The sequence below is a fragment of the Acidovorax sp. sif0632 genome, from assembly GCF_019218805.1.
GTDB lineage: Bacteria > Pseudomonadota > Gammaproteobacteria > Burkholderiales > Burkholderiaceae_C > Acidovorax > Acidovorax facilis.
This window is the reverse complement of the sequence record NZ_JAHUWW010000001.1, coordinates 315,194-336,480: the sequence shown is the minus strand read 5'-3', so window position 1 is coordinate 336,480 and position 21,287 is coordinate 315,194. Positions and strand designations below refer to the sequence as shown.

The following is a 21,287-nucleotide window of genomic DNA, read 5'->3' as shown; positions in this document are numbered from 1 at the left end:
TCGGGCCGGCGCGCTTGCGGCGGGTTCCAGCGCTCTTTTTCGGTATGCCACCAGTAAGCGCTCGCAGCCACAGCTACGGCACCCAGGACGGGGCCGACGTACCAAGGTTTGATCATGGCTTGGCCTTTTCTGGTGCCAAGGGGGCCTCCAGCTGCAAAGACAGGCGTGCATTTTGCGGACCCGCGCCAGAACTTGCCCCCTCACGCGTGATGTTGGCGGTGCGCACCCAGAAAGGAGGGCGGTGCGTCTGAAGACTTTCCATAAAACTCACCAACTTGACCCATTCACCATTCACGGTTGCCGTCAAGCGTATGCGCGCCAGCTTGCCATCCACCCCAGGCTCCAGCGCGACCTGGGATGAAACCAGCGTGCCGCCAGAAGCCATGATCATCTGGCGAAGCTTCTGCTGGATATCGTTTTGAGAAGTTTCGCCAGCAGGGTGCACCAGCGGGGCCACTGTACTGCTTGCAGCGCTGAGCAGGGTTTCGATTTCAGCGCCGGCGTTCACCACCCCTTCCAGGCGTTCGCTACGGGGCTCCAGTTGTTGCAGGGCGTTGTTGTAACGCGCCCAGAGAGTGCTGTAAATCAGAGCGGCACAAGCCAAGGCGCCAACAAACAGCACCAGCAGCAAAACCACCGAATGACGGCGCCATACATTCATTTTCATGGTTTTGCTCCCTCGCCCCGCCAGCGCATTTCAAACGTGAAGCGCTCTTTATTCAGCGTGCCGTCGCGCACATTTGCCCCGGTGGCGCGCACATCCACCAGGCCAGGCTGGCGCCCTAGATGCCCAATAAGTTCGGTAGCATTTGCCGTCAATCCCGTGATCCGGATTTCGCTACCGTTGACTTCGATGCGATCCAGCCAGGTGTCGGCAGGAATAGCGGCGGAAAGCGCATCCACGACACTGGCGAGAGGCAGGTCCGTACTGATGTTCTTGCGAAGCTCTTCCGCCAAGTCTGCCTGGCGGCGCAGTTCATCCATCTTCTGGCGCAAGGGAGCCGCCTTGGGCTCCAGCATGTTGACGTGCTCCACAGCGCGGACCACCGCCTGGCGCTTCAAGACCAGAGGCATGAGTGCCGGCAATGACAGTGCGGCGAGCAGGACAAGCACCAGCCCCACCCCCAACCAATCCATCCAACGCTGGCGGTTGTACTGCTTTTGCCACGCCGCTGTACGGACGGGAAGCGCGCGCCCCTGGCGCATCAGATATACAGGGGCATTTTCGGCAAACCCGTGCTGCGTCAATTGCTCGGCCAGGGTGTTGCGTCGGCACATGCCCCACTCCACCATCCAACCACCTTGGGCTTGAGGTTCTGCCCACCATGCCGCCACAATCTGTTCCGGCGGCATGGGAGAGACCCGCCACAGGGCTTCTTCGACGCCGCCTGCCAACGAGCGCCGCGGCATATCCGGCAACTGCACGGTGCCCCAAAGACAGCCGGACTCCGGTACCAGCAGGCTGGAAGCCTTTCGATTGTTGGCGCGCTTGCGGGCACGGGTTCCAGTGATGGTCCAACGCCCTCCGTCGGACGCAATGGCTGCACTCGCGACTGCAGGCCAGGCGCCATGCTCCATGAGAACGCGCATGAGATCACCGAAACCCCATGCCATTCGGTCCAGTGTTTTTTGCGCACGAAGAGATAGCTGCCCCCAACCTGTCATGGCTTGAATTCCTGTTCCGGCTTGTTTAAGCGGCGTGTCGGCTCCAAAGAGAGCGTTGTCCAGGGCGTCAGACCACCGGGACGCTCGCTGAGATCGATCCATGCCTCACGCTGCCACCAGCGATCACCTTCAGCCCGCACAAAAGCATTGAGGCGCACTGTCAGACCGCCTCCAGCGCGGGCAGGCGAGAAAAATTCGGCTGCAGCTCCTGTCAAAAGCACGCCAGCCCGCGTTTCCGGTGGGGAGTTGTGAATGCGCGCCCCCAAACCTAGCTGTCCCGTGAGGACGTCGATCAGGGCGGGAGGGGCTGAATCGATTTCGATGCGTTGCTGCCCATTGATACCCAAGTGGGGCGCGATTATCTCATAGAGCTCAGACGTCATTCCCAGGACTGATCTCAGTTCCGAAAGGTCATCCAGCGCGCCATTTCGAGGCAGGGAGGGCCAGCCAGCAGCGCGGTATTGGGCAGCCTCAGCCCCGCCCACCCCACCTGGCGTGTCGTCAGGGTCGATGAAGTCCCGCACACGTGAGGTCAAGATGGCAGCCTCCCCCGAGGAGAGCCCTCCAGCTCTTTGAAAAAGCGCCTGCAGCAAAGCTTCGCTGGCGACATTAACGTCTACCAGCCCTCCAGAGGGCGTGATCTCCACCCAGATGTCATTCGGCCCCATTGGCAAACGTTGAATGCGGTACCAACTGTCTGCGGTCTTTTCGGACATCATTCGCTGCGCAGTCAGTTGGATCGCGGCGTCCAGCACGGACTCAGCGCGCAAGCGTTCCAAATCCAGCCCTGCGCGCTGCGTTTGCTGGCGAATCCCCCGTGAACTCGCCATCACCACCAATGACAAGGACGCAACCAGCCACAGCACCAGAATCAGCGCTGCGCCCCGGCTGCCGTGTTTCGACCGCTTCATCACCTTGCCCTCGCGAGAGGGAACACCAGAGGAGGCCAGTCTCCGCGCGCATCGGCAATTTCCACCCGGATACGTGCGGGGTACTGCGCTTTGGCAGAGTCCCATTGCTGAGTCCACTGACCCGTCAGCCCGTCCTGGTAATGCCACTGAAGCGTTCGCACATCCGACAGAAGTGTTTCGCGCAAAGCCTTGCCCCAGTCCAGCGCCATCAGTGCTCCGTCATAAGGAACGGCTTCTACCGACAGATCGACGCGCCCATCGGCATGGCGCAGGGGGCTCATGCGAAATACATAGAGCCCCCCAGCATCCCCCCGCTCCGGCAATGGCGCCACCCAGATCGCACCCGCAGCATTTCCGCTAAAAAAATTCACAAAGATGTTTTCGTCGCGCCGACTCAACAAGCGCAGGGTGTCAAACTTGCGCCCAAGCCATTGGCTGACCACCAACATGCGTTCAGAGCGCTCAATGACGCGCTGGTTGCGCTCTTCCGAACGCCCGATGACTCCCACGCCCGCAAACATCAGAGCGACCACTGCGGACGTCACGGCCAATGCGACCAGCAACTCCAACAAGGTAAAACCACGGGAAGTTTTTCGAAAAGAGTGGGTCATGGTGCAGACCTGTAGGGCTTCCATGTGGTCCATGTGACAGCCGTCACACCATCTTTACTGACCTCTACGGTCACCCTTGCCGCACGCACAGGTGGCCCGGCTACCGGGCGACCACTCTCGTCCATCATTTGGACCGGTTCGGGCGCCACCTGAATCCGCCAATTCCAATCGCCTGCCCGCCCGGAATCCTGTCGCATCAAATCCTCTGCAAAGGTTCCAGCAGCCACTGCCGACCTGGCCACGAGAGAGGCCTCCACCCGAGCCTCCACATCCACCACATTTTTGGAGCCTTGCCCCACGCTGCGGTAAAGACTTGCCAGCGCAATGGAAGCAATTGCCATGGCGACCAAGGCCTCCAGCAAACTGAACCCCCGTTGATTCCGTGGCGCTCGCCTGAATGACTTGAAAATAGGATCAATCAGGGGCAACAGACAGCACGTCACGGTCATGACTGGGCCGCGACCATGGATTGCTCCACCGTCCCAAGGAGCCAGTTCACGCGAAAGCTGACGCCCTGCCCACCTCTTAGCACTGCAAGCCGCCCGCCACGTGCGCCGCCGTCGGAATTGAACACAAAAATAGGTTCTCCCACGGCAGTTGCAGTTTTGCCAGTCCGCGAATTGCGTTCAATCGCTTCCCACTGGACCACCAGTGATGCAGGCACCTCCAGGGCCAGGCGCCCGTCAACCACCAGCCTGCGAATGTCTGACTGGTAGGTCACGGTCACCGAACGGCCTTCCTGGACGCTGAGCGCACGCGCTTTGTTCAATTGGCTGGAAACATCCCGTACCGTCTGGTTGTAGCGTGACCGCTCCATGTACGCCTGCCCGCCCGCCCCTACCACGGAGACAGTAATGGCAGCCAGCACCAGCACGACCAGCATCTCCAACAACGTGAAGCCACGGATGCGGAGGTCTGACGCCAACAAAGGGCGGCTCATGCGAAACAAGTCACCAGACGGCACGGGGGAGTGGAAAGCGCAACAGAGCCTCAGTTAAAAACGTCCGCGTTCTCACCGTCACCGCCCGGCTTGGCGTCGGACCCCAGTGAGAACACGTCGGGCCCGCCATTGCGTCCCGGGTTTTTGTACAAATAGGCGGCACCCCAAGGATCAGAAGGCAGGCCCTTCTTCAGGTAGGGACCATTCCATCCCTGGGCCGTTGCTGGCCGCTCTGCCAGGGCACGCAGCCCTTCCGCATCATTGGGATAACGGCCGACGTCCAGCTTGAAAAGGTCCAGACTCTGCTCAATTTCCGAGATCTGAATGCGGGCCGTCTTGGACTTGGCACCGCCGAGTTGATCAAGCACCTTCGGGCCCACCAGCCCGGCAAGCAACGTCAGAATCACCAGAACCACCAGCAACTCAATCAGCGTGAAGCCCGAGGAACGCTGCGCTCGCGCCATTGCTTTGTGTTCAAAATTCACTACATTCATTTCAAAATCTCTCAAATAATCCAGAATCAAATTGTGTCGTTGATCGACAAAACGCCACCCAGAATCGCAATAATAATGAAGGCAACCAAGGCCCCCAAAACAATAATAATCAAGGGCTCCATGGCTGCCAAAACACGCCCCATGGTACGCCGACCTTCATCCTCGTAACGATCTGCCAAACCCAGCAGAGTAATATCAAGCTGCCCTGTTTCCTCAGCAACCCGAATAAGCTGCGGGGTGCTGGATTTCCCGAAGTAAGGAGAGACAAACCCTGTGGAAAGTCGTTTGCCTGTTTTTACAATACCCACCAGAGGTTCAATATCCTTGCGCAATGCGGTATTGGTCAGTGTGTCCACAGCAATGCGCAACGCATCCACCATGGGTACACCCCGCTGCAGCAAGATGCCGAAGGTGCGGAAATAAATAGCAAACTGCAGATTCCGCAACACCTTGCCGAACAGGGGGAGGTCCAACAGCACACTGTCAAGGCGCAACCGCCCCGCAGGCGTCGCGCCCCAGCGGGAGCCCAAGAACAAGATCACCGTCAAGCCTAACAGGATTGCCATCCAGTGCGAGCGGATCAGATCACTGAGATCGACCACCAAGCGCGTGGAGTAAGGCAGTTTGTCGCCCATGGAATCAAAAATTTCCCGAAACTGGGGAACCACAAATGCCAGGAGCATCACGACGGACAGCACCGCAACAATCAGCAAGATGACGGGGTACGTCATGGAGGAAATGACGTAGTTGCGAAGCTTGTCTTCTGCCTCCAGTTGCACTGTGAGTTCTTTCAGAACCACATGCAGCGAACCAGAAGTTTCCCCCGCCCGAATCAGAACCAGATATTGGCGCCCAAGATCCCGCTCAAACGGCAGCAGCGACTGGTACAGCGACTTACCGCCACGCACCCCTTCCTCGACCTTGGCAATGAAGGCTTTCAGCCGCTCCGTGTTGGCCGTCTCCTTGAGCATGACCAGCGCCTTGTCCAGCGGCATGTTGGCCTGCTTGAGGTGGGCCATCTCGCGGCTGAACAAAAGGATCTCGCCACGTTTGAGCTTGCCCCCCCGGCTTTGCGGCTCATCTTGGGCAACTGCTGCCGACTCGTCTGCAATACGAACCGGCGTCACGCCCTGCCCAATGAGTCGCAGTCGAGCGGTCTCCACGTTCAGCGCGCGGATCGTCCCCTGGCAGGCCTTGCCATCGGACGTGATTCCATCGTATTGAAATTCAATCATTTTGACGCGCAACGCGCAGGACTTCTTCCGCAGTCGTCAGACCTTTGAAGACCTTGGTGGCGCCATCCTGCAACAAGTTCCCCCCGGCATAGGCGCCATCTCCGCCCCCCAACGAAGAACCTCTTTCGAGCACCACCTTTTTTACGTCTTCTGACATTACCAGCAACTCATGAACGGCCAAACGCCCTCGGTAGCCGGTCCCCCGGCATGCAGGGCAACCGACGGACCGATAGATGACCTGGCCCTCCTCCATGGCCATGCCCAGGGAGGCTGCGGCCGCCTGCGCCTGGTCCGGCAGCAACGGCGCTTTGCATTCCTCACACAGCTTGCGCACCAGGCGCTGCGCCAGCACGCCAATGACGGACGCCGTGATCAGATAGGGCTCCACACCCATGTTGATGAGCCGCACGATGGCCCCGAGCGCGCTGTTGGTGTGCAGGGTGGACATGACCAAGTGGCCTGTCAATGCCGCCTGCACCGCAATTTCTGCGGTTTCGCCATCGCGCATTTCCCCGATCATGATCACATCAGGATCCTGGCGGAGAAAGGATCGCAACACCTTCGCAAAGGTCAGCCCGATCTGGGGCTGGACCTGCACCTGGTTGAGCCATTGCAGCCGGTACTCCACCGGATCTTCCACCGTCAGAATCTTGAGGTTCTCGCCCTCCAGTTCCTGCATCGAGGCATACAGCGTGGTGGACTTCCCGGAGCCTGTGGGACCTGTCACCAGAAAGATCCCATGCGGCACGCTGAGCAGCTGACGCATGGTTTTCAAAGTGGGTGGCGTGAAGTGCAGGCTCTCCAACGAGAGCAGGTCGAAGTTCTTTTCCAGCAAGCGCATGACGACCGATTCGCCAAACATGGTGGGAATGGTGGACACGCGAGAGTCCATTTCCTTGCCATGCACGCGCAGCTTGGTGCGCCCGTCCTGCGGCATCCGGCGTTCCGCAATGTCCAGCTGCGAAAGGATCTTGATGCGGGACACCACAGCGGGGGCATCCTTGTTATCAATCTCGTCAATGGGGTACAGCTCGCCGTCCACCCGTATCCGGACCACCGATTTTTCTTCGTAGGTTTCGATGTGAATGTCGGAGGCCTGGGCCGCCACGGCCTGGGAGAGGATATGGCTCACGCGCTGGATGATGGGGGCCTCCGAGGCCATGTCCCTCAGATGCTCGATGAATTCCGAAGCCTCGAACTGGTCCGCAACGGCTTCTCCTTCCGGCTCCGACTCCTGGACGTACCAGGCATTGAGCTGACTGGATATTTCAGACTCCAGGCCAAAAAAGACCCTGGGCACATCCCCAAAGACCAGGCGCAATGCATCGCGCAATGCCGCGCTCTTCGGATCTACCGACGCGAAATCCGGCGTGAACTCAGCGTCCTCTGCATTTCCCAAAGGAAGCAGGTTGTTGGCCAGCAAAAAGCTGGTGTTCAGCCGCGAAGTTTCCGGCTTTTCCTTCGGGAAAGCGTCCTGACGCACCAAAGGCAATCCGGCCTGCCGGGACAGTGCGGAGTAGACATCCACCTCAGACACCAGCCCCAGACTGATAAGCAGGCGCCCCAGGCGACCGCCCATGGAACGCTGGACCTCTAGCGCCCTCTCCAGGTCATTGCGCGACAATTTCTGGTCCGCAAGGAGCATCTCACCGAGCCTGGGCGCAGCGATATCGACGCTTTCCACTTCACCAATTTCAGCCGAGAGCTTCATTACCAACGCCTTTGAACATTCTTCCAACCACCCAATACCCGGGCCCGACTTGTCTCACTCGGGCGGAGTGAATCACTTGAACCACAGCAAACAGCGGCTTAATCGATCCAATTCGGGACCCACATAATATTCGCGATACCCAAAAATTCTCGCCCTCAGAGGCCCATCCCTCCACGCAAGGTATTCTGACACGTAGCCTTCATCCAGCCCCAAGGCGCGCAATCGCAGCTGCAGCGCCTGCGCCTGCAGATAGGTAGCCCCACCCAGCACCCGGACACGCCGGACGATCCCCTGGCCATTCGTCAACAGCCGGAGCAAACGCGTCTTCAGGCTACGATCCTTGGCTCCTACCTGGTTGGCGCCATGCTGGCGATACAGGATCAGCGGGGTTGGCACAAAACGCCTATGGCCGCTTCCACTCACCAGGCCACACCACCAGTCGTGCATGATGGTTTCCTGCGGGAGGGGCAAGGCCATTCGCAACAGGGTGCGGTTCACCATCATCGTGCATCCCGTCACCTGGTTAACGCTGAGCAGCGAAAGTGGCGAGCACTGCAGAGGGTCCATACGCTGGTATGTGGCGAAGGACTCCGAAATCACGCCCAAGTGCTCATCCACCACCGTCAGGTCGGAGTGCACCAGACAAGGCAATTCCGCACCACCCTCTTGCTCCATTCGCACCATTTCTTGGAGACACAGCTCGATTTTCGGAGGGAGCCAGACATCGTCCTGGTCCGAGAAAGCAACCCAAGCCGCCACACCATCATGCAGGCTGGCCACCATGAGATTCTCAAAGTTTCGGACCAGCCCTTGCCCATGGTGGGGATTGGGTACAAGTACCAAACGCTCTCCAAAGCGCACCCGGTAGCTCTCCAGGATGGCAAGCGTGTCATCCGAAGACCCGTCATCGCTGACGAGGAGGCGGAAATTCTGGTGGGTCTGGGCCAACAGCGAATCGAGCTGGGCACGGAGATACTTCGCCCCGTTGTACGTAGCCAGCAGCACATCCACCAGCGGTGACTGCGACGGGGCAGCCCCGCCCGCCCCTCCGCGTGAGGCCAATCGATGAGTCGGCTCAGTCACACGGTCCCCGTGCTGGTTGTTGCAGCGCGGTGGGGCCGGCATTCTGAATACATCAGCGCCTCGTAGGCATCTGCGATGCCCTCCCAAGTGTAGTGCTCCGCCACGATATCGCGGGCGCGCTGGCTTCGCTGCGGTAGCATGGCGTCCGACTGGCCAACCACCAGGTCCAGGCTGCGAGCGAGTTGCTCGGGGGTTGCAAAGTAGTCGGCCGCATCGCGTGCCACTTCGCGGTTGAACGGGTTGTCATGCGCAATGACCCAGTTTCCGCAGGCCAGTGCCTCGAGCAGCGAAGGGTTCGTCCCCCCCACGGAGTGCCCGTGCAGGTAACAGGCCGCATGTACACGCAAGCTTGCGAGCTGCCCGGTGTCGTAGATGCCCCCCAAGAAACGCACGCGGTCGCTGGCATGTTGCCTCAGCAGTTGCTGGTAGGCCGTGGCACCGGACACATCCCCTACGATGACCAACGGCCAGTCACTGCCGTGCATCTCATAGCCTTGAACGATTTCAAGGATATGGTTTTCCGGCTCCGGGCGCGCCACGACCAGCATGTAGCGGCGGGGCTTCAGCCCCCAGGCAGAAAGCACGGAAGGGTCCACGTCCCGGTCCTGCACCAGTTCGGCGCCGTAGGCAATGAAGCTCGACGGAGCCCCCTTGGGATAAGTCTCGCGGAACCGCTGTGCAATGGCCTCGGCATCGGCGATGAGGCGCGTGGCCACCCGGCTGGCCACCCACTCCATGCAGCGCAGGTAGATGCGTGCAACCCTCCCCCATTTGCTGCGGGCCCACTCCAGTCCGTCCACATTGATCCAGACCGGAACCCCAAAAACCCGGGGCCACCAGCAGGCCCACGCAGCGCCATACCCCAGCATGTAGACCAGGTCGTACCCCCGCCGGGCGTCCCACAGGCAGGCACAGTCGTAGGCTAGGACCGATGCAGCTCCCCACCGGGGCCGACGTTTGTGGCGTACGCGAACACCTTGGTAGAAGGTGTCTTCGACGGACGACTCGCTGGTCTCTGCATACACAGTGACCTCGTGGCCACGCTCCACCAGGCGTATCGAGAGTTGTTCGGCAAAGGTTTCGAACCCCCCATAGCTCGCGGGGATGCCCCTGGCTCCCAACAGGGCGATCCGCAGCTTGGCAGGGCGGTCCAGAGATCCGCCCGTTGCACGCCCCTGCGCCGTCGTCAAAGGTCTGCCTCAGCGAACCAGCGCCCCGCCTGATCCTTCGCCGAAAGCTGAATGGCGGCCTCCACGGCTGGCCAGGCGATGGCAAGCTGTGGATCGTCCCAGCGAATGCAGCGCTCATGCTCTGGGCTGTAGTAGTCGGTGGTCTTGTAAAGGAAGTCAGCCGATTCGGACAACACCAGAAAACCGTGAGCAAGCCCCGGCGGCACCCAAAGCTGCCGGTGGTTGTCCTCGGTCAACAGGGCCCCCACCCACTGGCCAAAGGTGGGTGACCCCTTGCGAATATCCACTGCCACATCAAACACAGCGCCACGCACCACGCGCACGAGCTTGCCCTGCGCCCTGGGGGGCAACTGGTAGTGCAGGCCCCGCAACACACCCTGGCTGCTGCGGCTGTGGTTGTCCTGCACAAAATCGCACTGGACACCCGTGGCCTCCCGGAAGGCCTGCTGGTTGAAGCTTTCGTAGAATAAACCACGGCTATCGCCGAACACCTTGGGCTCAAGGAGGACAACGTCTGGGATGGATTGCCGGATGGAGTGCATGGGGGATCAATAGACTTTGTCGTTCAGCAAACGCTGGAGGTACTGGCCGTAGCCGTTCTTGGCAAGAGGTTGTGCCAGGCGCTGCAACTGGGCACTGTCGATCCAGCCGGCGCGCCAGGCAATTTCCTCGGGGCAGGCAATCTTGAGGCCCTGGCGATGCTCCAGCGTCGCAATGAACTGGCTGGCCTCCAGCAGGCTTTCATGGGTGCCAGTATCCAGCCAGGCATAGCCGCGGCCCATGATCTCGACATTGAGCTGCCCCTGCTCCAGGTACAGCCGGTTCAGGTCGGTGATTTCCAGTTCGCCGCGTGGCGATGGCTTCAAGCTCCGGGCCATCTGCGCAACCTGGTTGTCGTAGAAGTAGAGGCCTGTGACGGCATAGCTGCTCTTGGGCTGAGCAGGTTTTTCCTCCAACGACAACACTTTGCCCTGGGCATCGAACTCGGCCACACCGTAGCGCTCCGGGTCGTGCACATGGTAGGCAAACACGCTGGCACCCGCAGAGCGCTGTTGAGCGTTGCCCAGCAGTTCATGGAAATCGTGCCCGTAGAAGATGTTGTCTCCCAGCACCAGGGCGCTCGGAGCCCCATCCAGAAAAGACTCCCCGATCACAAACGCCTGCGCCAAGCCGTCCGGGCTGGGCTGCACCGCGTATTGCAGGTTCAAGCCCCATTGGCTTCCATCCCCCAGCAGCTGGGCAAAACGCGGCGTGTCCTGCGGGGTGCTGATAACCAGGATGTCCCGGATGCCCGCCAGCATCAGCGTGCTGAGCGGGTAATAGATCATGGGCTTGTCGTAAACGGGCAGCAGTTGTTTGCTGATGGCCAGCGTGGCCGGGTGCAGCCGGGTGCCGGAGCCTCCTGCGAGGATGATGCCTTTGCGTTGCGTCATGGTCTGGGGTCCGTTCAGAGAATTTCCGTGAGCATGCGCGCCACGCCCTGTTGCCAATGGGGCATCTGCAAACCGAAGGTGGACTGCAGCTTGTGGGTACTCAGGCGCGAGTTGTGGGGGCGCACGGCCGGTGTGGGAAATGCGCTTGTGGGCACAGGCGCGACCTCTTTTGCTATTATTTTTGTAGCTATCTGCGCTTTCTGGGCTTGCGCCAGCACGTATTTTGCATACTGATTCCAGTTGGTCTCACCCGCAGCCACGCAGTGGTACAGGCCTGCATCCTGCGGGCGCTGCTGCAGGTGGCGCAGCGCGTGGGCGGTCACATCGGCCAGCAGGTCGGCACCGGTGGGCGCACCCCATTGGTCATCAATCACCGTCAGCCGCTCACGCTCTTGCGCCAGCCGCAGCATGGTCTTGGCGAAGTTGCCGCCGCGTGCTGCGTAGACCCAGCTGGTGCGCAGGATCAGGTGTTTGGCGCCCGCCTCTGCAATGAGCTGCTCGCCTTCGAGTTTGGTGCGGCCGTAAACGCTCAGCGGGGCGGGTGTATCGGTCTCCACCCAGGGGCGGCTGCCGCTGCCATCGAAAACATAGTCCGTGCTGTAGTGCACAAGCCAAGCACCCAGCTTCGCGGCCTCCTGCGCAAGGGCTCCGGGCGTGGTGGCATTGAGGGTGCGGGCAAACTCGGCTTCGCTCTCAGCTTTGTCCACGGCCGTGTGGGCGGCGGCATTGACGATGACATCGGGGCGCAGGGCGCGCACCGTATCAGCCACGCCGGCGGGGTTGGAAAAGTCACCGCAGTGCTCGGTGCTATCGAAGTCCAACGCCGTGACGGAGCCCAGCACCGACAGGCTGCGCTGAAGCTCCCAGCCGACCTGGCCACCCTTGCCAAACAGCAGGATGTTCATGCAGTGACGCCCGTCACAGCCGCAGCGGAGGCCTCCTGCGCATACTGGGTCTGCACCCAGTCGCGGTAGGCGCCGGTCTGCACGCTGGCCACCCAGTCCGCATGGTCCAGGTACCACTGCACGGTCTTGCGGATGCCGGTGTCGAAGGTCTCGGCGGGCTTCCAGCCCAGCTCGCGCTCGATCTTGCGGGCGTCGATGGCGTAGCGGCGGTCGTGGCCCGGACGGTCTTTCACATAGGTGATCTGGGTGCGGTAGCTTTGGCCGTCAGCACGGGGGCGCAGCTCGTCGAGCAGGCTGCAGACCATGTTCACGATCTCGATGTTGGGCTTCTCGTTCCAGCCCCCCACGTTGTAGGTCTCACCGGGCGCGCCGGCCTCCAGCACGCGGCGGATGGCGCTGCAGTGGTCCTTGACGTACAGCCAGTCGCGCACCTGCATGCCATCGCCATACACGGGCAGGCTCTTGCCAGCCAACGCGTTGACGATCATCAGCGGGATCAGCTTTTCGGGGAAGTGGTAGGGCCCGTAGTTGTTGCTGCAGTTGGTGGTGAGCACCGGCAGGCCGTAGGTGTGGTGCCAGGCGCGCACCAGGTGGTCGCTGGCGGCCTTGCTGGCGCTGTAAGGGCTGTTGGGCTCAAAGCCACGCGTCTCGGCGAAGGCCGGGTCGGTGGGGGCCAGCGATCCGTAGACCTCGTCGGTGGACACATGCAGGAAGCGGAAGGCGGCACGTTCGCCCTCGGGCAGCGCGCTCCAGTAAGCACGCACGGCCTCCAGCAGGCGGAACGAGCCCACGATGTTGGTCTGGATGAAATCCTCGGGACCATGGATGGAGCGGTCCACATGCGATTCGGCCGCGAAATTAACCACGGCGCGCGGCTTGTGCTCAGCCAACAGGCGGGCCACCAGGGCGGTGTCGCCGATGTCGCCCTGCACAAAGATGTGGCGCGCGTCGCCCTGCACGCTGTCCAGGTTGTGCAGGTTGCCCGCGTAGGTGAGCTTGTCGAGGTTGACCACGGGCTCGCTGGAGGCAGCAAGCCAGTCAAGAACGAAGTTGGCGCCGATGAAACCCGCGCCGCCAGTAACCAGAATCATAGGGAGGGCCGTGTGAAATGCCTGCTCGGCAGAACCCACGATTATCCCACCCCGCCCGGCCCCCGGGTAACAGAGTTCAACGCGGGTATTTCTGCCCGGGCCGGCGGGTCATCAGAAGTGGATGCCACGCATCATCTGCTGCAGCGCCACGGCCTCGGCCGACAGCTGCGGCTTGGCGTCCTTGCTGCCCTTGGCGGCGGTGGAGTCTGGGAACATGCGAAAGCTCGTGTTCATGGTGATCTGCGCCACGCGTGGCACCAGCGCGTGCAGCAGCTGGCCGGTGATGCCCAGCCGCGTGGCGATGCGCACCGGCTTGAAGATGCAGGCCTGGGCAATCATGTCCGCCGCCTCCTCGGGGCTCAGCGTGGGCACGTTGTTGTAGATCTTGGTGGGCGCAATCATTGGGGTGCGCACCAGGGGCATGTTGATGGTGGTGAAGGTGATGCCCTGGTCGGCAAACTCGCTCGATGCGCAGCGCGTCCACGCGTCCAGCGCCGCCTTGCTGGCCACATAGGCCGAAAAACGCGGCGCGTTGGTCAGCACGCCGATGGAGCTGATGTTGACCACATGGCCCTTGCGCTTAGCCACCATGCCGGGCAAGAAACCCATCGTCACGCGCAGGCAGCCGAAGTAGTTCAGCTGCATGGTGCGCTCGTAGTCGTGGAAGCGGTCGTAGCTCGACTCGATGGCGCGGCGGATGGAGCGGCCCGCGTTGTTGATGAGGAAGTCCACACCGCCGTGGTTGTCGATGAGCAACTGCACAAAACGGTCGCAGTCGGTCATGTCGGCAATGTCTGCCGAATAGGCGATGAACTGGTAACCCTTGGCCTTGGCTTCGGCACAGGCCTCGTCGAGCTTGTCCTGGTCACGCCCGCAGATGATGGTGGTGGCGCCTGCCTCGGCAAACTTGTGCGCTGCCGCCAGCCCAATGCCAGAAGATCCACCGGTGATCAGCACCACCTTGCCCGCCACCGTGCCCTTGAGCGTGCGGTCGATGAACAGCTCGGGGTCCAGATTGCGCTCCCAGTAGTCCCACAGCCGCCAGGCGTAGTCCTTGAGATTGGGGCAGGTGACGCCGGAGCCCTTGAGCGCGGCCAACGTTTCGCGGCAATCAAAGCGCGTGGGGTAGTTCACGAAGGTGAGCATGTCCTCGGGCAGGCCCAGGTCCTTCATCACCGCGTTGCGCACGCGGCGCACGGGCGCCAGTGCCATCAGGCTCTTCTTCACGCTCTTGGGAATGAAGCCCAGCAGCGCGGCGTTGACGAACAGGTTCATGCGCGGCGCATGGGCTGCGCGGCTGAAGATATCGAGCACATCGCCCACGCGGTAGCCCACCGGGTCCACCAGGTGGTAGCACTTCTTGGTGATGTCCTTCTGGTGGCTGATGACGTTGAGGGCGTTCACCACAAAGTCCACCGGTACGATGTTCACGCGCCCCCCTTCCAGGCCCACGGTGGGCATCCAGGGCGGCAGCAGCTGGCGCAGGCGCTGGATGAGCTTGAAGAAGTAGTAGGGGCCGTCGATCTTGTCCATCTCACCCGTGGTGCTGTCGCCCACCACCATTGCCGGACGGTACACCGTCCAGGGCACCTTACAGTCCTGGCGCACGATCTTTTCGCTCTCGTGTTTGGTCTGGAAGTACGGGTGGTCCAGGCCCTCGGCTTCTTCGAACATGTCCTCGCGGAACACGCCTTCGTACAGGCCGGCAGCCGCGATGGAGGAGACATGGTGGAAATGCCCGGCATCAATCGCCTTGGCCAGGTCCACCGTGTTGCGCGTGCCCTCGATGTTCACGGCCACCTGGGTTTCTTCGTCAGCAGAGAGGTCGTACACCGCCGCCAGGTGGTAGAAATGGTCGATCTGGCCTTTGAGCTTCTTCACGTCGTCTGCCGCCACGCCCAGCTTCTTCGCGGTGAGATCGCCAAACACAGGGATCGCACGCGTGGGCCCGACACCCCAGAAGCTGCGCAGGTCGGCCACCTTGTCCGCACTTTCCTTGCGGATCAGGAAATGCACCACCGCCCCCTTGCGCTCCAGCAGCTTCTTGACCAGCCGCTTGCCAATGAACCCCGTTGCCCCCGTCACGAAATACTGCATGGATAACTCCTCTGAGATAGCTTCATTCTTGCCCAAGGCCTGCGCGCACCGATTCAGCAGAAACCCGCGCCGATGCTAGGCGGCCAGCGAACGCCCCCGCTAGATGGCACGCTCTACATTTTTAGGAGCGCGCGCCTACACCTGTCGCGCCGTGCGGCGTACAGTGCGGCCATGCGTCGAAGGCAACCCGCCCCGGCAAACCCAACCAACCGCACCACGGAGGCCTTATGGTCAAGAAACTGCAGAAACTCAACGCTGACAAGAAAAAGAGCAACGCCCAACTGTCCAGCACCGTCAAGGACTCCGCCCAGCAGATCTGGCTGGCAGGCCTGGGTGCCTTCTCCAAGGCGCAGGAAGAAGGCGGCAAGGTGTTTGAAGCCCTGGTCAAGGAAGGCCTGACCATCCAGCGCAAGACCCAGGCGGTGGCCGAAGAAAAGATCACCGAAGCCACCAGCCGCGTGACCACCATGGCCAGCGACATCGGCTCCAAGGCCCAGGGCCAGTGGGACAAGCTCGAAAACATCTTTGAAGACCGCGTGGCCAAGGCCCTCGCCAAGCTGGGCGTGCCCTCGGCCCGCGACCTGGAAGCCCTGAGCGCCCGTGTGGACGCCCTGGCCAAGGGCAGCAAGGCTGCACCCGCCAAAGCTGCTGCCAAGGCAGCCGCCAAACCCGCAGCCAAGGCTCCCGCCAAGAAGGCAGCGGCAAAGAAGGCGGCTCCTGCAAAGGCAGCCGCCAAGCCCGCTACCAAGGCCCCCGCCAAGAAGGCTGCGGCCAAAAAGACCGCGACACGTGCTGCTGCCGACGCAGCCACCAGCACGCCATCGGCCAGCTGATCACGGCTTGCTACCGGCAAGCACCCAGCCCGCTCCAAGCGGTCCACGCGCCAAGGCGTTTGGACCGCTTTTCTTTTTTTGGTGAAACCCATGAAGTGCGCTACAAGCAGCCTAGGTACTGCATACGCACCCCAAGTTCATGTCGCACTGCAGCATGACCGCGTGGGTTAGAGTAGCCATCAGAGACAACGCAACAACGACGCCAAACGACGCGAAGGGGCCCGCACACATGGTGAAGAAAGCGCCACGCCGCACCGCAGAACGCATTCTGGAAGTGACGCTGGACCTGTTCAACCGGTTCGGTGAGCCCAACGTCTCCACCACCCTGATCTCGGCCGAGCTGCGCATCAGCCCCGGCAACCTGTACTACCACTACCCGGCCAAGGACGAGCTGATCAACGCGCTGTTTGATCGCTACGAAACCTCGTTGACCGAACTGCTGGCCGCCGCCGATGGTGTGCGCAATGTGGAGGACGCCTGGTTCTTCATGCACTCGCTGTTCGAGCTGATCTGGCAGTACCGTTTCCTGTACCGCGATCTCAACGACCTGCTGTCCAAGAACCGGCGCCTGGAAACCCACTTCCAGGCCATCCTCAAGAACAAGACCCGCGCCGTGCGCGCCATGCTCGACGGCATGGGGCGCGCAGATGCACTGCACATCGACTCGCGCGAACTGGAGGCCACCGCCACCAGCATGGTCGTGGTGCTCACTTACTGGCTGAGCTTTGAATACGTGCGCGACCCGCGCCGCGCACTGGAGCCCAAAAGCGCCCAGGCCGCGCTGCTGCGCGGAGCCCACCATGTGCTGAACCTGCTCATGCCCTACCTCGAAAGCGGCCAGCGCGCCCACCTGCTGCAGCTGGTCGGCGCCTACGCACCAGCGCCAGGCTGATACACGGCCCACCCGCCACAGACACCCACCAACAAGAACTTCCGGAGACACACACCATGGCCAAATGGACCCCCTTCCCCCACGCCGGCGACTACCAATTTGACGCTGCGAGCGTCAAGAAGCATTGGGCACGACTGCATGGCGGTGATGCCGAACCCTGCCCCAAGGACGCTGCCGCGCTGGAAGCCTGGGCGCTGTTCCACAACGGTGATTTTGAGAAAGCTGCGGCAGCGGGCCTGGCTGCCGGTGGCGCGGGTCTCACTGCCGCCAACAAGGCCACCTCCATCTATGCCAACTACCTGGAGCCGAAGGAGAAGGCGCGCCTGGACCTGTTCATGCAGGTGGCCGAACGGGCGGAGGCCCAGGCCGCCAAGGAGCCCGACAACGCCAACGCCTGGTACTGGCATGCCTACGCACTGGGCCGCTACAGCCAGGGCATCAGCGTGGCCAAGGCGCTGGCGCAGGGCTTGGGTGGCAAGGTGAAGGACTCGCTGGAGAAGGCCATTGCCCTGTCGCCCAAACACGCCGATGCGCGCATTGCGCTGGGCGCCTTCCATGCCGAGGTGATCGACAAGGTGGGCTCGCTGATTGGCGGCATGACCTATGGCGCCAAGAAGGACACGGGCCTCAAGCTGTTTCAGGAAGCCCTCAAGCTCAACCCGGGATCGGCCATCGCGATGATCGAGTACGCCAATGCGCTCGTCATGCTGGAGGGCGACAAGAAAATGCAGGAAGCTACCGCGCTCTACGAAAAGGCCGCCGCCGCTGAACCCATGGATGCCATGGAGCGGCTGGATGTGGAGATGGCGCGGGCTGAACTGGAAGAAGAGTAAGAGGCATCCCCCTGAGCGGCTTTGCCGCTTCCCCCTTCTCTCGACTGGCTACGCCATTCGGGAAGGGGGACGACACCCTCGCTGCGGGACGGCCCTTGCTCGGTGTCTCTGGCCTGCGCAGCGCCAGTTTTGCACAGAGGTTTGCCGTAGATTGCCCTGTCGCGCTGCTATGGATGCGGCGCTCAAAAGCCCTCAACCCCCAAACCGCTGCGCGGCAATCTCCAGCAGGCCGTCAAAAATCAGGTTGTCCACCAGCTCAAACGGCCGCGTCATGCTGGGCGCCATTTTCCAACCTGCGCCGCCGGTCATGATGCAGGCGGGCTCCTGGCCACAGTGCTGCAGCAAGTGCTGGTACATGCGCTCCACGGCACCGGCGATGGCGTAGGTGCCGCCGCTGGTCAGTGCATCGCTGGTGTTGGTGGGGAACGGGCGCACTTCACCCGTGGGCACATGCAGGCCGGCGGTGCCGGACTCGAGCGCGCGCAGCATGATGCCGTGGCCGGGCAGGATGAGGCCGCCCATGAAGCGGCCCTCAGTGTCGATGCACTCCACCGTCACGGCCGTGCCCACCATCACCACCACCAGCGGCCGCGCCGGGCCACGTGCCAACACATGGTGGCGCGCGCCGATCATGGCCACCCAGCGGTCCGAGCCCAGGCGCGAGGGATGGTCGTAGCCGTTGGTGAGCCCCGCCTCCTGCGCCGAGGACACCACCCACGAGGGGGTGACATCCCAGATTTCCATCTGCTCTTGCACGCGGCGTTTGACGGCATCGCCCGCCACCACGCAGCCCAGCATGCGCTCCGGGTGGGGCAGCGACTCCCAGCTACCTTCAGCCAGGCGGTCGATGTGGTCCAGAAACTCGGCGCCATGCGCAATGAGCGCAGCCCCGGGGCGGGGAGCGTCGTACAACGCCCATTTGAGACGGGTGTTACCGACGTCGATGGCCAGAAAAGTCATGCGGCGGATTATCCCGAGTTTTGCGATGCACCCCTGCCCGAGGGCGACAGCCCCCGGCTGCACCACCCCTGCCCGCCCACAAATTGTGAAAAATCGTGTCGCGCCCGTGTCCGACACGACGCAGCCGCCCATTGCCGCTACAGTGGTCCTTCCTGTTTCTGCAACATTAGGAGGTACGACATGGGTCTTTTCAGTTTCATCAAGGAAGCCGGCGAAAAGCTGTTCGGCGGCAAAGAAGCACAGGCCGCCACGGCAGCAGCCCCCACGCAAGATGAACTCAACGCCAAGGCATCCAAGGCCATCGAGACCTACATCGCGTCCCAGAACCTGGGCGCCAGCAATGTGCAGGTCGCCTTTGAAGGACCCGAAGGCAAAGTCACCGTGAAGGGCACAGCCCCCACGCAGGCGGCCAAGGAAAAAGTCACCCTGTGCTGCGGCAACGTGGCCAGCGTGACCAGCGTCGAGAACCTGATGGATGTGACCAACCCCGAGCCCGAAGCCCAGTACCACGACGTGGTGCGCGGCGACACGCTCAGCGCCATCGCCAAGAAGTTCTATGGCGACGCCAACAAGTACCCCGTGATCTTCGAGGCCAACAAGCCCATGCTGAGCCACCCCGACAAGATCTACCCCGGCCAGAAGCTGCGGATCCCGCAGGCCAAGTAACCCCCTGAGTCGCCTGCGGCGCCTTCCCCCAAGGGGGTTCGCACCCGGCGGTCCGGCAAGCCGGTTCCACGGGTGCACTGGCCTGAGTCGGGGGTGTACCGATGCCCCAGACGAACGGAACGCCGGGGCAAGTCAAGCTTTAGAGCCAGCTGCCAGCGCTTATCTATAAAGCGCTGGCAGCTATTTTTTTGGGAGCATCAACCCTGCTTCCACGGCAGACCGTGAAAACGCCAGCCGCCCTTTTTGCCGCGCTGACCCTGCGCATCGGCGTCGCCCTCAAAACCCTCCAGGATGTTGTAGGCCGTGATGCCCAGCTCAGTAGCGCGGCGCGCTGCGGCGATGGAGCGCACGCCGCTGCGGCACAGCAGCACAGCCCGGGCGCCCTCAGGCACGGCCGTGCGCATCTGCGCATCAAAATCCGCGTTCATGACCATGCCCGGCCACTGCTTCCACGCTACGGCGACGGCGCCGGGCACCTGCCCCACCCATTCACGTTCGGCGTCGCTGCGCACATCCACCAGCACGGCCTGGCCGGCCTGTACCCACTGCCAGGCCTGCTGGGGCGTCACGTCACCGGCATAGCCGTCGGCGGGAGAAACGGAGGAGAGCGTATTTGTCATGGTTTGGATCCTTTCTGGGCACTAGGCAAAACGTTTGAACTGGGCGCGACCAATGCGAGGGACGCAAGCCAAGGGCCGCCCCGCAGCGAGGGCGTCGTCCCCCTAGGGGGAAGGCGCCGCAGGCGACTCAGGGGGATTCACCACAAAGGCGCGGGCTCATCCCGCAAGCGGCTGCGCAGCTGCGCATAGTCGGGCACCACGGTGGCCACGGTGTCCCAGAAGCGCGGACTGTGGTCCATCACGCGCAGGTGGGCCAGCTCGTGCGCCACCACGTAGTCGATGATGGCCGGGCGGTAGTGCAGCAGGCGCCAGTTCAGGCGGATGGAGCCGTCGGCCTTGGCACTGCCCCAGCGGGTGTTGGCGCTCGACAGGCGCAGGCTGGCCCAGCGCACACCCAGCAGCGGGGCGAAATGGTCGAGCCGGGCCGTGAAGTGGCGGCGCGCGTCACGCATGAGCCAGGCCTGCACGGCGTCGCGGATCTGCGCGGGGCTGGCGCTGTGGGGCAGGCCGATGTGCAGGCTGGGTGGCACCACATCGGTGCCCGCCACCAGCGCACCGCCTTTGCCCGCAAAACCGTGGCTCGGGTCCAGCACCACGGTCAAAGGCTCGCCCAGATAGGGCAACACGGCGCCATCGGCCCAGACAATACGACCGCCTTCCATGCGCTGGTGGCGCTCGCGCGCCTCAGACAGCTTGCGCAGGATCCATTCGGACTTCTCGCGCAGCGCAGAATCCACGCCCGACAGGGTGACCCAGCTGGGCGCACGTACCGACAGCCCATCGGCCCCCACGGTGAAGCCGATGGTGCGGCGCCGCGCGCGCTGCAGCGCATAGGCCACGACGGCGTCGCCCAGCAGCACTTCGCGGCTGGCCTGCGGGTGGCGAAATTCGGCCGGAGACAGCAGAGATGGCAGCGGTACAGCAGGTGCAGCAGGTGCAGCAGGCCGATTCACTACTGATTTAGGAGCTACTGGCGCCTGCCCATCCAGCGCTGGAGGCAGATTTTTCTTGGAATCTGCAGCCTTCACCCCCTGCGCCGCAGCCGGTCCTGCCGGTGCGACCGGCGGGTCGAAAAAGTCGAGCGCCAACTGCACAAGCCGCTGCATCACGCTCTGGC

The 21,287-nt window shown here is 62.4% G+C and carries 23 protein-coding genes; 4 read left to right on the top strand and 19 right to left on the bottom strand.

Features of this window, described 5'->3' with window-relative positions; translation table 11 throughout:
- Nucleotides 1-112: 112 nt before the first annotated feature.
- The 16 genes from gspM to KW832_RS01450 form a co-directional block, all read right to left on the bottom strand.
- Entirely contained in the window at nucleotides 113-667 is a 555-nt protein-coding gene (gspM, locus tag KW832_RS01525) for a type II secretion system protein GspM (protein ID WP_199727039.1), read from the bottom strand.
- A complete protein-coding gene (locus KW832_RS01520) occupies nucleotides 664-1,665 on the bottom strand; it encodes a PilN domain-containing protein (protein WP_218298879.1) in 1,002 nt (333 codons plus the stop codon). The genes gspM and KW832_RS01520 overlap by 4 nt, the downstream gene beginning before the upstream one ends.
- Nucleotides 1,662-2,576 (bottom strand): general secretion pathway protein GspK, encoded by a 915-nt coding sequence (locus KW832_RS01515; protein WP_218298880.1) that lies wholly within the window; start codon nucleotides 2,574-2,576, stop codon nucleotides 1,662-1,664. Before KW832_RS01515 ends, KW832_RS01520 begins: the two co-directional genes overlap by 4 nt.
- Complete coding sequence (locus KW832_RS01510; protein WP_121507613.1) at nucleotides 2,576-3,187, bottom strand: prepilin-type N-terminal cleavage/methylation domain-containing protein; 612 nt, start codon at nucleotides 3,185-3,187, stop codon at nucleotides 2,576-2,578. Before KW832_RS01510 ends, KW832_RS01515 begins: the two co-directional genes overlap by 1 nt.
- Nucleotides 3,184-3,636, bottom strand: a complete 453-nt coding sequence (locus KW832_RS01505) for a prepilin-type N-terminal cleavage/methylation domain-containing protein (RefSeq protein WP_055396819.1) — start codon at nucleotides 3,634-3,636, stop codon at nucleotides 3,184-3,186. The genes KW832_RS01510 and KW832_RS01505 overlap by 4 nt, the downstream gene beginning before the upstream one ends.
- Complete coding sequence (locus tag KW832_RS01500; protein WP_121422234.1) at nucleotides 3,633-4,127, bottom strand: GspH/FimT family pseudopilin; 495 nt, start codon at nucleotides 4,125-4,127, stop codon at nucleotides 3,633-3,635. Before KW832_RS01500 ends, KW832_RS01505 begins: the two co-directional genes overlap by 4 nt.
- A gap of 50 nt (nucleotides 4,128-4,177) precedes the next feature.
- Nucleotides 4,178-4,621, bottom strand: a complete 444-nt coding sequence (gspG, locus tag KW832_RS01495; RefSeq protein WP_055396821.1) for a type II secretion system major pseudopilin GspG — start codon at nucleotides 4,619-4,621, stop codon at nucleotides 4,178-4,180.
- 26 nt (nucleotides 4,622-4,647) lie between these two features.
- A complete protein-coding gene (locus KW832_RS01490; protein WP_218298881.1) occupies nucleotides 4,648-5,856 on the bottom strand; it encodes a type II secretion system F family protein in 1,209 nt (402 codons plus the stop codon).
- Nucleotides 5,849-7,567, bottom strand: coding sequence for a GspE/PulE family protein (locus tag KW832_RS01485; protein WP_218298882.1), 1,719 nt, complete (start codon nucleotides 7,565-7,567; stop codon nucleotides 5,849-5,851). Before KW832_RS01485 ends, KW832_RS01490 begins: the two co-directional genes overlap by 8 nt.
- 72 nt (nucleotides 7,568-7,639) lie before the next feature.
- Nucleotides 7,640-8,578, bottom strand: coding sequence for a glycosyltransferase family 2 protein (locus KW832_RS01480; protein WP_370628611.1), 939 nt, complete (start codon nucleotides 8,576-8,578; stop codon nucleotides 7,640-7,642).
- Between the two features lie 68 nt (nucleotides 8,579-8,646).
- On the bottom strand, nucleotides 8,647-9,840 hold the full coding sequence (locus KW832_RS01475; protein ID WP_255577455.1) for a DUF1972 domain-containing protein: 1,194 nt from the start codon (nucleotides 9,838-9,840) through the stop codon (nucleotides 8,647-8,649).
- Nucleotides 9,837-10,382, bottom strand: a complete 546-nt coding sequence (rfbC, locus tag KW832_RS01470; RefSeq protein ID WP_218298884.1) for a dTDP-4-dehydrorhamnose 3,5-epimerase — start codon at nucleotides 10,380-10,382, stop codon at nucleotides 9,837-9,839. The genes KW832_RS01475 and rfbC overlap by 4 nt, the downstream gene beginning before the upstream one ends.
- 6 nt (nucleotides 10,383-10,388) lie before the next feature.
- The gene (rfbA, locus tag KW832_RS01465) at nucleotides 10,389-11,273 is read right to left on the bottom strand and encodes a glucose-1-phosphate thymidylyltransferase RfbA (RefSeq protein ID WP_055396830.1); all 885 of its coding nucleotides are present in this window, start codon (nucleotides 11,271-11,273) and stop codon (nucleotides 10,389-10,391) included.
- A gap of 14 nt (nucleotides 11,274-11,287) precedes the next feature.
- Complete coding sequence (rfbD, locus tag KW832_RS01460) at nucleotides 11,288-12,178, bottom strand: dTDP-4-dehydrorhamnose reductase (protein ID WP_218298885.1); 891 nt, start codon at nucleotides 12,176-12,178, stop codon at nucleotides 11,288-11,290.
- Nucleotides 12,175-13,269 (bottom strand): dTDP-glucose 4,6-dehydratase, encoded by a 1,095-nt coding sequence (rfbB, locus tag KW832_RS01455; RefSeq protein ID WP_218298886.1) that lies wholly within the window; start codon nucleotides 13,267-13,269, stop codon nucleotides 12,175-12,177. The genes rfbD and rfbB overlap by 4 nt, the downstream gene beginning before the upstream one ends.
- Nucleotides 13,270-13,380: 111 nt before the next feature.
- Nucleotides 13,381-15,366, bottom strand: coding sequence for an SDR family oxidoreductase (locus KW832_RS01450; RefSeq protein WP_218298887.1), 1,986 nt, complete (start codon nucleotides 15,364-15,366; stop codon nucleotides 13,381-13,383).
- 227 nt (nucleotides 15,367-15,593) lie between these two features.
- Here KW832_RS01450 and KW832_RS01445 point away from each other — a divergent pair, with 227 nt between their 5' ends.
- The 3 genes from KW832_RS01445 to KW832_RS01435 all read left to right on the top strand — a co-directional run bounded on the left by KW832_RS01445 (nucleotide 15,594) and on the right by KW832_RS01435 (nucleotide 17,924).
- Nucleotides 15,594-16,199, top strand: coding sequence for a phasin family protein (locus KW832_RS01445; RefSeq protein WP_218298888.1), 606 nt, complete (start codon nucleotides 15,594-15,596; stop codon nucleotides 16,197-16,199).
- Between the two features lie 229 nt (nucleotides 16,200-16,428).
- Complete coding sequence (locus KW832_RS01440; protein WP_218298889.1) at nucleotides 16,429-17,091, top strand: TetR/AcrR family transcriptional regulator; 663 nt, start codon at nucleotides 16,429-16,431, stop codon at nucleotides 17,089-17,091.
- Between the two features lie 56 nt (nucleotides 17,092-17,147).
- A complete protein-coding gene (locus tag KW832_RS01435; protein WP_218298890.1) occupies nucleotides 17,148-17,924 on the top strand; it encodes a hypothetical protein in 777 nt (258 codons plus the stop codon).
- Nucleotides 17,925-18,116: 192 nt separating this feature from the next.
- Here the strand turns inward: KW832_RS01435 and KW832_RS01430 are convergent, their stop codons facing one another.
- Nucleotides 18,117-18,884 (bottom strand): type III pantothenate kinase, encoded by a 768-nt coding sequence (locus tag KW832_RS01430; RefSeq protein WP_055396845.1) that lies wholly within the window; start codon nucleotides 18,882-18,884, stop codon nucleotides 18,117-18,119.
- A 180-nt stretch (nucleotides 18,885-19,064) separates the two neighbouring features.
- Here KW832_RS01430 and lysM point away from each other — a divergent pair, with 180 nt between their 5' ends.
- Entirely contained in the window at nucleotides 19,065-19,550 is a 486-nt protein-coding gene (gene lysM / locus KW832_RS01425; protein ID WP_055396847.1) for a peptidoglycan-binding protein LysM, read from the top strand.
- 197 nt (nucleotides 19,551-19,747) lie between these two features.
- Here the strand turns inward: lysM and KW832_RS01420 are convergent, their stop codons facing one another.
- Both KW832_RS01420 and KW832_RS01415 read right to left on the bottom strand, forming a co-directional pair.
- Nucleotides 19,748-20,170, bottom strand: coding sequence for a rhodanese-like domain-containing protein (locus tag KW832_RS01420; protein ID WP_218298891.1), 423 nt, complete (start codon nucleotides 20,168-20,170; stop codon nucleotides 19,748-19,750).
- 137 nt (nucleotides 20,171-20,307) lie between these two features.
- Nucleotides 20,308-21,276 carry a M48 family metallopeptidase gene (locus KW832_RS01415; RefSeq protein WP_218298892.1) on the bottom strand — a complete coding sequence of 323 codons (969 nt, stop codon included), beginning with the start codon at nucleotides 21,274-21,276 and terminating at the stop codon, nucleotides 20,308-20,310.
- Nucleotides 21,277-21,287 lie beyond the last annotated feature (11 nt).